This is a genomic window from Paraburkholderia sp. J11-2 (assembly GCF_905220185.1).
Lineage (GTDB): Bacteria > Pseudomonadota > Gammaproteobacteria > Burkholderiales > Burkholderiaceae > Paraburkholderia.
In genome coordinates this window covers 42,758-55,922 of the sequence record NZ_CAJMYY010000002.1, presented here as the reverse complement: position 1 = coordinate 55,922, position 13,165 = coordinate 42,758, and the positions used below count along the sequence as shown (strand labels likewise).

Here is a 13,165-nt window from a genome sequence, read left to right as displayed (position 1 = left end):
TTCTCTTAAATTTCGTCATCCTTATCAGTGGATGCTCATCTAGTCCGTCGAAACCTGTCCTTCCGGACGGATCGCATCGCGTGCCGATCAACCGCGAGCTTCCCGTTCCGGCTGTGCCGTCCTCCGCGTCGGGAGTGGGGGCGGGATCATGAGCGCGGACAACGACTATGGACGCGTGCTCGACATCGAGGCGTCGCTGACACACCTGCAGGAGCGCTCCGAGCGACGGGCCTGGCACGTTGCGTACGGGGCGGTCGGTGTAGCCGTGCTCAGCGTGATGGCGCTTGCCGTTATGGTGCCGTTCTACCGGGTGGTGCCGTTGCCGATCGAGGTCGATCGTCTGACAGGTGAGTCGCAGGTGATCGACGTGCTCGATGCGCGTCACGTGCACACGAAGGAAATCCAGGACAAGCACTGGGTTGAGGCGTACGTGCGCGAGCGTGAACGCTATGACTGGGGGCTGCTGCAGATGGACTACGACAGCGTGCTCGCCATGAGCGATGACGTCGTCGCGCGCGACTACCGCGGCATTTACAGCGGCCCGGATGCGCTGGACCGGCAGCTTGGCCCGAACACGGAGCGACGCGTGCGGATTCTCTCGACGACGCTGCCGCCCGATGAACCAGGGCACGCGGTCGTGCACATCGAGCGCACGACTCTGAAGAACGGCCAGGCGAACGCCGAGCCCACACAGCGGTTCGTCATCACGCTGGCCTACATCTACCGGCCGCCGGTCTTTACGCGTGAGAGCGTGGCCGTCGCGAATCCGTTCGGCTTCAAGGTGACCGCCTACAGCCGCGATCCCGAATATACGCCGCCGGCTTCATCCACCAGCGCGGGAGGTGCGCCATGAAAATGCTCCCTGTTTTGGTGCTCTGCCTTGTGAGCCTGCTGGTGCTGAGTCCAGTCGCACGGGCCTGGACCGTGCCGGGCTGGTCCGATGACTCCCGGGTGCGGCAGATCGTGTATGCGTCCGACGCCGTCGTACGCATCGAGGCGCAGCGTGGCTTCGCCACCCATATCGCGCTCGACCCGCACGAGCAGATCCAGGTAGTGGCGCCCGGTGACCGTGACGGCTGGCAGGTCGTGGCCAACAAAGGCGACCACGACGTCTATCTGAAACCGCAGTTCGCCGCGCACAACTCGAACCTCGAAATCCGAACGGACAGACGCAGCTACAGCTTCGACCTGGTGGTGCTGCCTCTGAGGGCGAGATTCGGCAACGACGACGAGATGTATCGGGTGACGTTCGTCTACCCGGATGAGGTCAGCGTTCAGACGCACGCTCAAGCCGATGCGGCGCTGGTGGCGCGGCGCCTGGCCCAGCCGTCCCTGGTGCGCAATACCCGGTACTCGATGCAGGTCATGCCGCATTCGGACGACATCGCGCCGGTCGCGGCGTGGGACGACGGACGGTTCACCTGGATCCGCATTCCTGCCAACCGGCGCATCCCGGCGATCTTCCGGGTGGCGGACGATGGCACGGAGAGCGTGGTCGACAAACACATGGAGGACGACACGATCGTCGTCCACGAGGTGGCGAAGCGCTTCGAGCTGCGGCTTGGGGACGAGGTCGTCGGTCTCTGGAACGACGCGTACGACATGGATGGCGTGCCACCCCGTGACGGCACGACGGTCAACGGCGTGAAGCGCGTCTTGCGGAGTCAGGACCATGAGTGACGATATCCGCAACACGATTGAACCGGATGACCCGTTCGACCGTCGTCCGGATAGTGCGGACCGGAGTGTCATGAACGGGGCCGCGGAGCCAGTCGATCGCGGCATGCCCGCACTCGGGCAGTACCGGGGCACGCGCCCGCGCGCCTGGTGGCTGACACCGCTTGTCGTGATCCTTGTGGCCGGGGCCGGCGCGGTCTGGACGGTTCACACGTTTCTCACACGTCACGACGCGGAAGCCAAAGCGCATCGCGACGCGGTGCAGGAAACGGCGACGCAGGGGCGTGTATTCAGGGACGCGCCGATGGCTGCGAGCGCACCATCCACACCAATTGTGGCAAGTGCGCCTGCCGCGGTTTCGGGGCCGGTGGTCGCCCGTCCTCCGGTCGCGGTTCAGCGCCCGGCACCGGCCCGCAGTTACTACGATGCGCCGTTACTCGCGAATGGTGGCGCAACCGGGGAGAGTGGTCAGGTTGGAGGCCTGACGGGCATGCTCGCTGCGGAGGGTGTTGCTGGGGGCGCCGCGGAAGCAGCTTCGTCAGTGGCGGCATCCGTGTCTGGTCGCCCTGCGGCTACGCTCGGTCAGGGTGAGCCGGGGGCGCTTGCCCAGGCGTTGACCCCGACCGCCACGCCGAGGATGCGTGCCAGTACGCTCGGTGACCGCAGCCTGATTCTCGCGCAGGGCGCAAAGATTGATTGCGCAGGCGACACCGCATTCGATTCGACGGAAGCGGGGTTGTCCACCTGCACGGTGACGAAAAACGTCTATTCCGATGACGGGCGGGTCGTACTGATCGAACGCGGTTCCCAGATCAACAGCCAGTACCGCTCGAACCTGTCGCCCGGACAGAAGCGGACTTTCATCCTTGCGGCCCGCATCGAGACGCCGCGCGGCGTGACCGTCGAGATCGATTCGCCGGCGGCTGACGCGCTCGGCCGCATGGGGATTGACGGCTACGTCGACAATCACTGGGGGCAGCGCATTGGCGCTGCGATGATGCTGGGCATTACCCAGGACGCGATCGGTTATCTGGCTACGCGAGGTGGTAACAGCAACGGGTCTGTCGTCTACGAGAACACGCAGCAGCAGGGCAACGACATGGCGACGCGGGTGCTCAACAGCACGATCAATATTCCGCCGACGCTGACGCAGAACCAGGGCGCTGAATTTACCATCGTCGTTGCGCGCGATCTGGATTTCGGGACGGTCTATGCACTGCAGCCGGAGCGAGCGCCATGATCGCCCGCGCTGAGATGCAAGATCGGTCGGTCGATACCGTGCTCGCGCGGCTTCCCGACGACGCGTCGGTACGCGAGCTGATGCGGCCGTTCGCTCCGCTGCTCGATGATGCCGATGTGACTGAACTGGTCATCAACCGGCCGCAGCGCGTGCTGACCGAGACCCATCTGGGGTGGCACGGCCACGACTACGCTGATCTGGACTATGAGCGCCTAATGTCGTTCGCGGTGGCGGTTGCGACGCTGACGAACCAGGAGGTGTCGGCGCAGCATCCGGTGCTCTCCGCCTTGCTGCCGGGTGACGCACGCATCCAGATCGTGGTGCCGCCCGTCGTGCCGCCGCGCACCGTCTCGGTGACGATTCGCCGGCCTTCCGCGCGCGAAAAGAGCCTCGACGCATATCGCGACGAAGGGCTGCTCGACGACACCGTCTGGCACCGCCCGGATGGGCTCGATGCCGTGCTGCCGGCGCTACGCCCGACAGACCGGAAGCTCGTGGAGTGCCTCGAAGCGCGGGACTGGGGCACTTTCTTCGAACTGGCCGTGACCGGCCGTCTGAATATCGTGATCGTCGGTAATACAGGGTCGGGCAAGACCAGTTTCATGAAGACTCTCTGCCGCTCGATTCCGTCGACCGAGCGGATCGTGACGATCGAGGATGTCCGTGAACTCTTCATCCGGCATATCGAAAACTGTGTGCACCTGCTTTACAGTAAGGGCGGCCACGGCCAAGCCCGCGTGACGCCGGCCGACCTGATCGCGAGCACGATGCGCATGCGACCGGATCGCGTGCTGCTCGCCGAGCTGCGCGGCGCCGAAGCCTATGACTTCCTGAAACTGCTAACGACGGGCCACGCTGGCTCGATCACGAGCTATCACGCGTCGAGCGCCACAGTTGCGATCGAGCGCTTTGCACTGATGGCGAAGGAGCACCCCGAAGCTGCCGCCTATGACGATGCGGCGCTCAAGCGTCTGCTCACCCTGTCGATAGACGTCGTCGCACACATGGAAGCATCTCCGCTCTACGACGAGGCGGGCAAACAGGTCGGCAAACGCTGGGGCATGACGGAAGTCTGGTTCGATCCGGTGCGCAAGGCGCGCACGACGTTTTCGTGAGGCCGGCATGGATACGAACCGTCGATCCTCAATTCCTTCCGATGCCGCTGGTCCGGCAGCACGTCATGTTCGCGCCACCCTGGTTACGGTCGCCGTTCTGGCGGTTGCCGCAGGGGCTCTGCTGGCCTCGCTGTGGGTTGCGTCATTTTTCCTTTACGCGAGCCTGCGGCTGAACCCGTTCCATGCGGGCCTATGGGGCTGGCCCGATGCACTGCTGGCCTGGCATGACGGCCTGATGCCGAACTGCGGTCGGCGTCTCGCGGGCTCCGTCTTGCTCGGCGTGCTGGTCGCGGTGGGTTGCCCGGCGATGACGTTGCATTCGATCTGGGAGCGGACTGGACGGCGGCGTCTCTACGGCAGCGCCCGGTTTGCCAGCGAAGCGGAAATCCGCGCGGCGGGGTTGCTATGAATGCGCGGACACTGATCGATGCGCCGCCCATCGTCGTCGGGGTCTGGCGAGGGCGCTATCTGCGCTTTGCCGGACAGCAGTTCGTGCTGCTCGCGGCGCCCGCGCGCTCGGGCAAGGGCGTCAGCATCGTGATTCCGAACCTGTTGAGTTATACCGGTTCGGTCGTTGTCCTCGACATCAAGCGCGAGAACTATGCGATCACGGCAGGATTCCGGCGCGCGCACGGGCAGGAGGTCTATCTCTTCGACCCGTTCGCGGAAGATGGCCGCACGCACCGGTTCAACCCGCTGTCGGCCATTTCGGATGGCCTGTTCCGGGTCGGCGACATTCTGGCGATCGGCTACGCCCTGTATCCGCCAGGTGGCCACGACGACTTCTGGAAGGACCAGGCGCGCAACCTGTTTCTCGGCATCGTCCTGCTGCTCAGTGAGTGGCGTGACGCGCGGCGCACGGGGAAGGGCGAATCCATTCCCGACTACCCTGTCACGATGGGCGAGGTGCTGCGACAGTCGTCGGGCGATGGCATGCCGGTCAAGGCATACCTGCAGCGTGCACTCGTGCAGCATCGAACTTTGCTGACCGGCGCATGCGTCGATGCCCTGAACCGCTTCCTGTCCAACGACGACAAGGTGCTGGCGAGTATTCTCGCGACATTCCACGCGCCGCTCACGATCTGGGCAAACCCCATTGTCGATGCGGCAACGAGCGCCAACGACTTTGACCTGCGCGACGTGCGTCGGCGTCGCATATCGGTCTATATCGGAATCACGCCCGATCACCTGTCCGAAGCGGCGCTGCTGGTGAACCTCGTGTTCTCGCAGCTCGTCAACCTGAACACGAAACAGTTGCCGGAGGCGGATCCAACCCTGCGGTTCCAGTGCCTGCTGCTGCTCGACGAGATGACCGCAATCGGCAAGATCCACATCATCGCGCGCGCCGTGGCCTACATGGCGGGCTACAACCTGCGTCTGCTCTCCGTCGTGCAGTCTATTGCGCAGCTCGAATCGGTCTACGGCCGGGCCGACGCCCGTACGTTCCTCACGAACCACGCGATGCAGATCCTCTATGCCCCGCGTGAGCAAAAGGATGCGAACGACTACTCTGAGATGCTCGGCACCTTGACCGACCAGTCGCGCAGCATCAGTCGCCCGAGCGCGATGTTCGGCGGCCGCGGTGGATCGAGCGAAAGCATGTCCGAGCAGCGTCGCCCGCTGCTGTTACCGCAGGAGCTCAAGGAACTGGGGTGCGACAAGGAAATCATCGTGCTGGAGAACACGAAGCCGATCCTTGCCGACCGGATCTGCTACTGGCGCGACCCTGTTTTCGCTTCGCGGGTCTCCAGTGCACCATCGGTGCCGGCCATGGACCTGGCCCGCTTCACTGCCCAGATCGAACGACGTGTACGCGAAGTCGGATCTGACGAGATCGATCCGGACGGTGCGGGTCTCCTTCATCTGTCGGCCGAGTATCTGGAGGTGCTGCAGGCCTGGAATCCGCGCGATCTGCCGCCGCGACTCGCCGACCTCAGCGAGGACGAGGTCACGACCTACGTCGAACGGCACTTCATGCTGCTGGGCGTTCCGGCCAGACGTATCGGGCAGGCGACGCGCCGGTTGTCGGTGGCAGACCTCGACGTCGCGGAGCTGGTGCCGCCAAAGTCCGCGCGAGCGAGGCGTGACCCGGTGACACGTGCCGGGACGAACACGGCACCGATTGAGGGAACCCGGCGATGAGTACGCCCCAGGTGGACGAAACCGCCCGTGTACGGGCCGCCCTTGCCGTGATTCCGGCGGAGGACTACGGCACGTGGGTCGATATGGCGTTTGCACTGAAGCACGGTCTGGGTGACGCGGGCTTCGGGATCTGGGACGAATGGAGTCGCACAGCCGGCAACTATGACGAGCGGGCGGCCCGCACGACCTGGCGATCAGTGAAGGAATCAGGCGGAAAGACGCTCGCGTCGCTCTTCTGGCTGGCGCGAGAGCATGGGTTTGACCTCAAACGTGGGCACTACCCGGACCAGATGGCAACGACGCTCAATGCCGGGTCCCGATGTGCTGGAACGCCGCGCGCGGGAAGCGGCACGCCAGCAGGCACGGCATGCTGCCGCGGCTCGTGAGGCACAGGAAATCTGGCAATGGGCACGACCTGTTGGTCCGGAACATCCCTATCTCGTGCGCAAGGGTCTCGATCCCGTGCCGGCACTCCGCGAACTGGAGGCGCCCGAACTGCGTGCGTTGCTCGGCTATGCCCCGGCGAGCGAGGAGCGGCCGCTTTCCGGGCGCGTCCTGGTCGTGCCGGTCTGGATCGGTCCTGCCGTCTCCACGCTGGAGCTGATCGACGAAGCGGGCAACAAGTCGTCGCTGGCCGGGGGCGTCAAGAAAGGCGGGTACTGGATCGCAGGGCCAGCACCTGTCGCAAGCGGACAGGCAGTGCCGATCCTGATTGGCGAGGGCATGGCCACCATGCTCTCTGCGCATCGCGCAACGGGATGGGTGGCGCTCGCGGCACTCTCCAACGGCAATCTGCCTCCCGTCGCGGAATCCGTGCGCGAGCAGTTCCCGGACGCAGACATCGTCGTCCTGGGCGAACTGGGGCCGGGCGAGGCCAAGGCACGACAGGCTGCGGACGCATCCCGCGCACGCGTGGTCTCACCCGTATTTGCCGCCGACGCGCGAATTGACGACAAGGCTCCAACCGATTTCAACGACATGGCGGTGCTGTCCGGGCTCGATCGTGTGGGCGAACGTCTGCGCGAAGTCGTGGGCCGCGATGACGCGCGGGTGGTCGATGGCATTGGGTCGCTGGCGGGCACAGCAAACGGCAGGGAGCTGGACGAACCGATGGAGGACATGATGGGCAACGTGAAGGAAAAACTCGTCAATACTGGGGACGACACACCGCGTCGTCGCACGTCGAAACGCGACGCACCGAAGCCGACCACTCCGTCGGAAGCACCTGAGCCGGTGACGGCATCGGCGGAGGCACAACCGACGGGGGAGCGGTCTACGGCTGTCCCTGCGGTTGATACGCCGGCCGCTGAGCCGAGGCGGTTCGCACCAACCCGTCCACCAGTTGGCGAACCATTGTTCGCCGTAGCGGATGTGCCGAATGAAGTCCGGGCACTGGCCGAACATCGGTTCGGTTCACCGCTCCGTATGGGCACACCGCGGGAAAACGGTGGACCGTATCGTGGCGAGGTGTTCAACACCGAGCACTACCTGATCCAGGAGGTGGCGACGCGCAGCGTTGTCTTCCATCCGAAGACACAGATGGAGTTCGTCTCGGAGCGGCTGCGATGGATGGACGAGAACGCCCGGCTCAATGGATCGGAACTGCAGGTCGGCTACGAGGGTGATCGGCCTAGGGTCTATCCGTGGGATCGCGCACGTGACCTGCTCGACCGCACCGTCGGCTCGCTCAAGAAGTCTGCCCGGGAACTGAATTTCAGTCCGAATCTCGAGGGGATGCTCGATCAGCTACAGGCGCGTTCATGGGCCCGGATACGCGAAGCGCGCACAGCGGCGCTCGAGCAGTCGAAGGAGCGGTCGGCATCGCAGGATACGCCTGGGCCGGATCGCTAGACCATTCGACGTACCACCAGGAAGTATGACCGATCAGAAAGGAGCTCTGCCATGTCTGCCCCCCTGTCGTCTGCCGAACCGGTCATCAATGTGATCGAACAGGATATTCCCGGGCCTCCGCTATCCGTTGAAGACCCGAAGGGTGATGATGATACCAGTCGCTTCGACGCTGTTGCCCTGGATGCCGTGTCGGCCCGGCGCCGGCGTGAGTTCGATGCGGCGCGGGCGCGTCTGCGTGATCAGCTCATCCGGGACGATGTCGGTGCGGCACGTCAGTCTGGTTCCCGCCCAGCCAGTGATGTTCCAACGGAGAGGGGAAGTGCCGATGCCGTCCGTGTACCGCTTGATCAGGCGCCGGAGCGCGTGCGCAAACGCTATCTGCGGGCCGGGAACCAGTACTTCCTGAAGGACGCGCCGTATCAGCTCGCGTTCGAGGATATTGGACCGTACCTCGTCACTGAACACAACCGGCCGGACGTGGTGGAGTCGATGGTCGACATGGTGGCGGCGAAATCGTGGCGTCGCATTCGCGTATCCGGTCATGAGGCGTTCCGCGGCGAGGTGTGGCTGCAGGGATCGCTGCTGGGCATCGAGGTCAGCGGGTATGAGCCAAAGGCCGCCGATCTGGCACGTCTGGCCGATGCGCGACAGGGCCGTCTGAACAACCGGATCGAAGCAGATGCGCAGTTGCATGCAGCTGGTTCGCCGATAGACGTAGCAGAGCGCAGTCGTGCAACGTCTGCGCCCGCGCCAGCCGCCGGGCCGGCGGATGTGGCGGATGGCGCCGCATCGGCAGCCCTGCGACGTGATGCTCAGCGGGGTGAGCCTCTTGACGCGAAGCGACAAGCGGTAGCGGGCGACGAAGCCGACACCCCGAGGCGATATACCGGCGAGCTGCGCGAGCACGGCGGTGCACCGTACCAGAATAATCCGGCGCGCAGCGAGTCGTACTACGTCGTGTTCCGTGATACGACGGGCACAGATCACGCGGTGTGGGGTGTGGATCTCGAACGCGCGGTGCGGGAATCGGGTGCGCGGCCCGGCCAGCAGGTCACACTGGAAAACCTGGGGCGACGGCTCGTCACCGTCAAGGTACCGATCCTGGACGAGCACGGTGTGGTGATCGGTGAAGATGAGCGCGATGTGCACCGGAATACGTGGCAGGTAGATCTGACGCGACGAGAGCGTACGGCGACGCAATCTGTATCAGAACCCGAACGCGTACTGGGAGCAGACGCGACACCTGCGGGCACGAATGCGCGCGGAAACGGCCAGGAGTCGCGACGCCCGGGCGTCTCCGACGAGGACAAGGTGCTGCACCTGGCTGTGCTCGTCGGCGCGATGCGGGAGCAGGGATTCAGCGCGCGCTCGATCGAGCGTGTGCAACGGCGTGCGGAAGCGCTGCTCGATGCGTTTGGTCGCGAGGGAATTCCCGTGCCGCGGCCGAAGGTCTTCGATCCGAAAGCGCCGTCGGAACGGGATCGCCGGACACGCACTGCGGTCGGACGTACGCCTGCGCGGGATATCGCGCTCGAGCTGGTGCACACGCCCGTCGAACCTTCGCCGGCGCGCTAGGAGCGGTTATGCGTGTGCGTGAACGTGAGCGCCTGTGTGTCGAGCTCGGTGGCATGAGACGGGATTGGGATCGCTGGTGCGTGCGCCGGGGCTTGACCGCTGGTGAGGGGGCTCGGCAAGTGGTTGCCGCCGCGTTGCGTGCTGACGCTGGCAATGGTGATCCAGGGATAGAAGCGGATATCCGCTGGACTGCTGTCGATGATCCTCGTACCCGGATCGAACTCAGGCTGACGCCCGCCGAACTTGAGGCGGTTGGGTTGCGCGCGGGGGCATCAGGCCTGACCGCGAATCGCTGGATCGTTGCGCTGATCCGTGCGCAGTTGACGAACGAACCCCAGCTCGGCGCGCGGGAAATGCGGCTGCTGTCGGATTCGAATTTGCAGCTCGCTTCGATCAGCCGGTGGCTCGGACAACTTGTCCGCGGCGGCCACATACGACCTACCGCACAGGATAGGAACGGGGATATCGAGGCCATCCGTGGAGCGATCGATGCGCATCTGCGGGTCGTGGCGGTCGTGATACGTGCGAACCTGGATCGATGGAGCCGGTGAGATGCCTTATCCGAAAGTCTATATCGATGCGATGCTTCTGAACTGGGGTGACCGGCTGTTTCAGGAGCCGTTCAGGCATGCACGGGCACAGCGGCTTTCCCATGCGAGCCTGCGCGATGAGGCAGCGCGTATGCGCGAGCAGCTGGCGCGTACGCTCCGGCGCATGCCGGAGGTGATGATCAAGATCACGAACAAGGCATCGGGCGCGCAAGGTATCGGCGCGGTGCGCCGGCACCTTCGATATATTTCCCGGAACGGTCAGGTGGAGCTGGAAGACCAGAACGGGGACCGGATCGCAGGCACCGATGCGGTACGTGATCTTGTATTGACCTGGCAATTCGGTGGATGGGGGATACCGGAAACGAGCGCCCGTCGCGAGGTATTCAACATCCTGCTGTCGATGCCCCCGGGTACGAACCGTCAGGCTGTGAAGGACGCGGCGCGGGATTTTGCGGCCGTCGAATTTGGGGATGGGCGTGCCTATGTGTTTGCTGCGCATGACGACGAGGCACACCCGCATGTTCACCTGAGTGTGCAGGTGCGTGGGCCGGATGGCCGGCGCCTGAATCCGCGAAAGCAGGATCTGCGGCGCTGGCGCGAGCGGTTCGCCGAGCAGCTCCGCGCGAACGGGGTGGATGCCAATGCGACGCCGCGACGGGTGCGTGGCGAGACGCGACGGTATCCCGTTCAGGGTGTCAGGCATATGGTGGATCGTGGCGAGACACCGAAGCACTGGCGCGCCGTGGCGAGCGAAAAGCAGCGACAGGCTGGGTGGCAGGCTCACGACATGGCATTTGCCGCGTGGCGGGAAGTGGCGCGGACAGTGGCCGCGTCTCCAGCCGGTGCGGACCGCGCGATGGCCCTCGGCATCGTCGAGTTTGTGCGTGCGATGCCGGTCCAGCGGGACGCCGTCGTCCCCGACATGCAGCGGGATTCTGTACCAAAGCGTGAGAATCGGACGGCGCCAGAACGAGATAGTCAGCCTGACGGTCCCAGTCCAGACATCGAACATTAGTGCGGTCAGGGCGATCGTAGTGTTCCGACGGGCGAAGCGAGCGACGCATCGTCCGGTATCCGCATCCACGCGCGGCGGGCTCTATGGGCCATTCTTGCGAGACACGTCTCGCGTGGCCCTGCACCCGTCATCGTCCGCTTGGGAAGATGACGTTGAAGTTCCGGTCGGTATGCAGGGTGTACTGGCGTGAGACGGACCATGACCATACAGAGCATACAGGCACGGCTGTTATCAACTGCAAGCGGTTCACAGGTCGATAAGCCACACGGGTGCGCCCTTGTAGGTCGCGAAGAGCAGGAAAATCAGGGCGATCGCGAGGAGCGGCAGGCCGTAGAGTGCCACCGGAAAAAACAGCACGAGCTGGAGAGACGAGCCGACGACGCCGTAGAGGGTGTTTGTTGCGTGAACGTTTTCGAAAATCAGCCAGCCCGCTGCTGCGATACCCAGAGCCATCAGGGCAAGTCCTCCTGACGGCGGCGCGTGATGGAGTGCGGCCGTCGCCCACGCATAGTATCCCCACCAGAGGAAATTGATTGCGATAGCGGCGAGCCAGAATCCGCGCGCAGTGAAAAAGCTGTGGCCGAAACGAACCCGGCAGTGGCGGCCACATAGCCGGATTGCCCAGGCAGTACCAAGAAGAATGCCGACCACGACGGCAAGTTTCAGTAAAGCCATATGACGTTCTCCCGCGAAACGTGACTGCGCATGATTTGAGGAAAACGCACAGCCTCAATATCCCACAAATGCAATATAGACGTTGCCCTGTCGAATGCCGTGAACGGTTAGAAAAGATGACTGGTGGTTAGCGTGTCGCTCGTCTAGCACGAGCGCAGTTGCTGTTGTATCAGCGAGATGTCAATGCATAGCGTGCCGATGCTCAGCGCTTTCGCTGTGTCCTTCTGCAGAGCGCGTTCGTATAGTTCCAGAAATAATGGGCACCAGTTTTTACGGCGATCCCGAAATGGCCAGGCCGTTCGCGCACCGTTGCAATGGAGATCATCCTCACGAAGGGTTGCGGGCAGAATCGGGATGTCGATTCGTGTCACAAGGTCATGGCGCCCGGGGGTAAAGTCAGGATGATCCTTCCGTAGCAGGAACAGTACGGTAGCGATCAGTTCCACGTCTTCGTCCAGCCGGTCATTGTGACGGCTTTGGGCGGCAGCTAGGCCGTACGCCGCGACCATTTCACTACTGCGGCGAGTGATCCACTGTTCTGCCTGCGCCAACTCGTCGTTGAGCAGGCGCAGGCGGACGCATTCCTGTTCGTTGAGGTCAATGCCGAGGCCGGTCGGCAGTTGCTTGTCGTGCATTTCTCGCTTCCTGCGTTGCCGGGCGTTGAGCGCGTTAAGCGCCGGACCGGGGACGTGCAGCAACCGCGTTGAAGCGCTATGTATCCGGGGCGGTCACGGTGGCACGCTTCAAGAGCTCTCGAGTTGCGTACGGGTGCTACGATAATCGTAGCAGGCGCTTTGCAACGATATTCGTAGCTTCGTATTTAACGAGCTACCAGTGAATGTCCGCGGCGTCATCTTCGATTTTTGGAACACGACTGAACGAGGCTCGCCTGAAAGCCGGGCTGTCGCAGAAGCAACTCGGAATCGAGGCTGGCCTGGATCCATTCGTCGCGAGCACCCGTATTAACCGCTATGAACTGGGCGTCCATAAGGTCGACTACACATTCGCAATTCGTCTTGCCGCCGTGCTCAAGGTGCCGGTGGCCTTTCTGTATGCTGAAGACTCTGAACTTGCTCAACTGATCCTGGTTTTTGGTAGGCTTCCAAAACGAAAACGAGTTGATCTTTTGTCTCATGCTCAGATTTTGGAGACTGGGTCGTAATGCATACTCGTCCCTCGCATGCGAGGAGGTATGGTTTATCGAAAGCAGTTGGTCGGTGCGCTTTGATATTTGTTCGCGTTAAATTCGGCAGGTTTGATTGTCGGGGCCGTTTTCTACGCCGACACGTGGATCATGTCGTGCGATCGAAGCGACCGTGGTCGA

Annotated in this window: 12 protein-coding genes and 1 pseudogene; 11 read left to right on the top strand and 2 right to left on the bottom strand. The window is 63.6% G+C overall.

The features are described from left to right. The first annotated feature begins 148 nt into the window (after positions 1-148). From U5A57_RS02525 to U5A57_RS02480, 10 genes and pseudogenes are all read left to right on the top strand, one after another. On the top strand, positions 149-853 hold the full coding sequence (locus U5A57_RS02525; protein ID WP_321907904.1) for a type IV secretion system protein: 705 nt from the start codon (positions 149-151) through the stop codon (positions 851-853). Further along, positions 850-1,680, top strand: a complete 831-nt coding sequence (locus U5A57_RS02520) for a TrbG/VirB9 family P-type conjugative transfer protein (protein ID WP_321907903.1) — start codon at positions 850-852, stop codon at positions 1,678-1,680. The genes U5A57_RS02525 and U5A57_RS02520 overlap by 4 nt, the downstream gene beginning before the upstream one ends. Continuing rightward, positions 1,673-2,917: a type IV secretion system protein VirB10 gene (gene virB10 / locus U5A57_RS02515; protein WP_321907901.1), complete on the top strand. Its 1,245-nt coding sequence runs from the start codon at positions 1,673-1,675 to the stop codon at positions 2,915-2,917. Before U5A57_RS02520 ends, virB10 begins: the two co-directional genes overlap by 8 nt. Continuing rightward, positions 2,914-4,032 (top strand): P-type DNA transfer ATPase VirB11, encoded by a 1,119-nt coding sequence (gene virB11, locus U5A57_RS02510; protein ID WP_321907899.1) that lies wholly within the window; start codon positions 2,914-2,916, stop codon positions 4,030-4,032. Before virB10 ends, virB11 begins: the two co-directional genes overlap by 4 nt. Before the next feature lie 7 nt (positions 4,033-4,039). Further along, positions 4,040-4,441 (top strand): hypothetical protein, encoded by a 402-nt coding sequence (locus U5A57_RS02505; RefSeq protein WP_321907896.1) that lies wholly within the window; start codon positions 4,040-4,042, stop codon positions 4,439-4,441. Further along, the gene (locus U5A57_RS02500; protein WP_321907894.1) at positions 4,438-6,174 is read left to right on the top strand and encodes a type IV secretory system conjugative DNA transfer family protein; all 1,737 of its coding nucleotides are present in this window, start codon (positions 4,438-4,440) and stop codon (positions 6,172-6,174) included. The genes U5A57_RS02505 and U5A57_RS02500 overlap by 4 nt, the downstream gene beginning before the upstream one ends. Further along, positions 6,171-8,025, top strand: a pseudogene (locus U5A57_RS02495) (PriCT-2 domain-containing protein). The gene U5A57_RS02500 and the pseudogene U5A57_RS02495 overlap by 4 nt, the downstream one beginning before the upstream one ends. A gap of 51 nt (positions 8,026-8,076) precedes the next feature. Continuing rightward, complete coding sequence (locus U5A57_RS02490) at positions 8,077-9,600, top strand: LPD7 domain-containing protein (protein ID WP_321907892.1); 1,524 nt, start codon at positions 8,077-8,079, stop codon at positions 9,598-9,600. A gap of 14 nt (positions 9,601-9,614) precedes the next feature. Then, positions 9,615-10,151: a plasmid stabilization protein gene (locus tag U5A57_RS02485; RefSeq protein WP_321908559.1), complete on the top strand. Its 537-nt coding sequence runs from the start codon at positions 9,615-9,617 to the stop codon at positions 10,149-10,151. A gap of 1 nt (position 10,152) precedes the next feature. Beyond that, entirely contained in the window at positions 10,153-11,166 is a 1,014-nt protein-coding gene (locus U5A57_RS02480) for a relaxase/mobilization nuclease domain-containing protein (protein WP_321907890.1), read from the top strand. Positions 11,167-11,412: 246 nt separating this feature from the next. On the opposite strand, the gene U5A57_RS02475 is transcribed toward U5A57_RS02480, so the two are convergent. Together U5A57_RS02475 and U5A57_RS02470 are read right to left on the bottom strand one after the other, a co-directional pair. Next, positions 11,413-11,841, bottom strand: a complete 429-nt coding sequence (locus U5A57_RS02475; protein ID WP_321907888.1) for a hypothetical protein — start codon at positions 11,839-11,841, stop codon at positions 11,413-11,415. 143 nt (positions 11,842-11,984) lie between these two features. Further along, positions 11,985-12,476 (bottom strand): hypothetical protein, encoded by a 492-nt coding sequence (locus U5A57_RS02470; RefSeq protein ID WP_321907887.1) that lies wholly within the window; start codon positions 12,474-12,476, stop codon positions 11,985-11,987. Between the two features lie 203 nt (positions 12,477-12,679). Between U5A57_RS02470 and U5A57_RS02465 the strand changes: the two genes are divergently transcribed. Then, a complete protein-coding gene (locus tag U5A57_RS02465; RefSeq protein WP_321907886.1) occupies positions 12,680-13,003 on the top strand; it encodes a helix-turn-helix transcriptional regulator in 324 nt (107 codons plus the stop codon). Positions 13,004-13,165 lie beyond the last annotated feature (162 nt).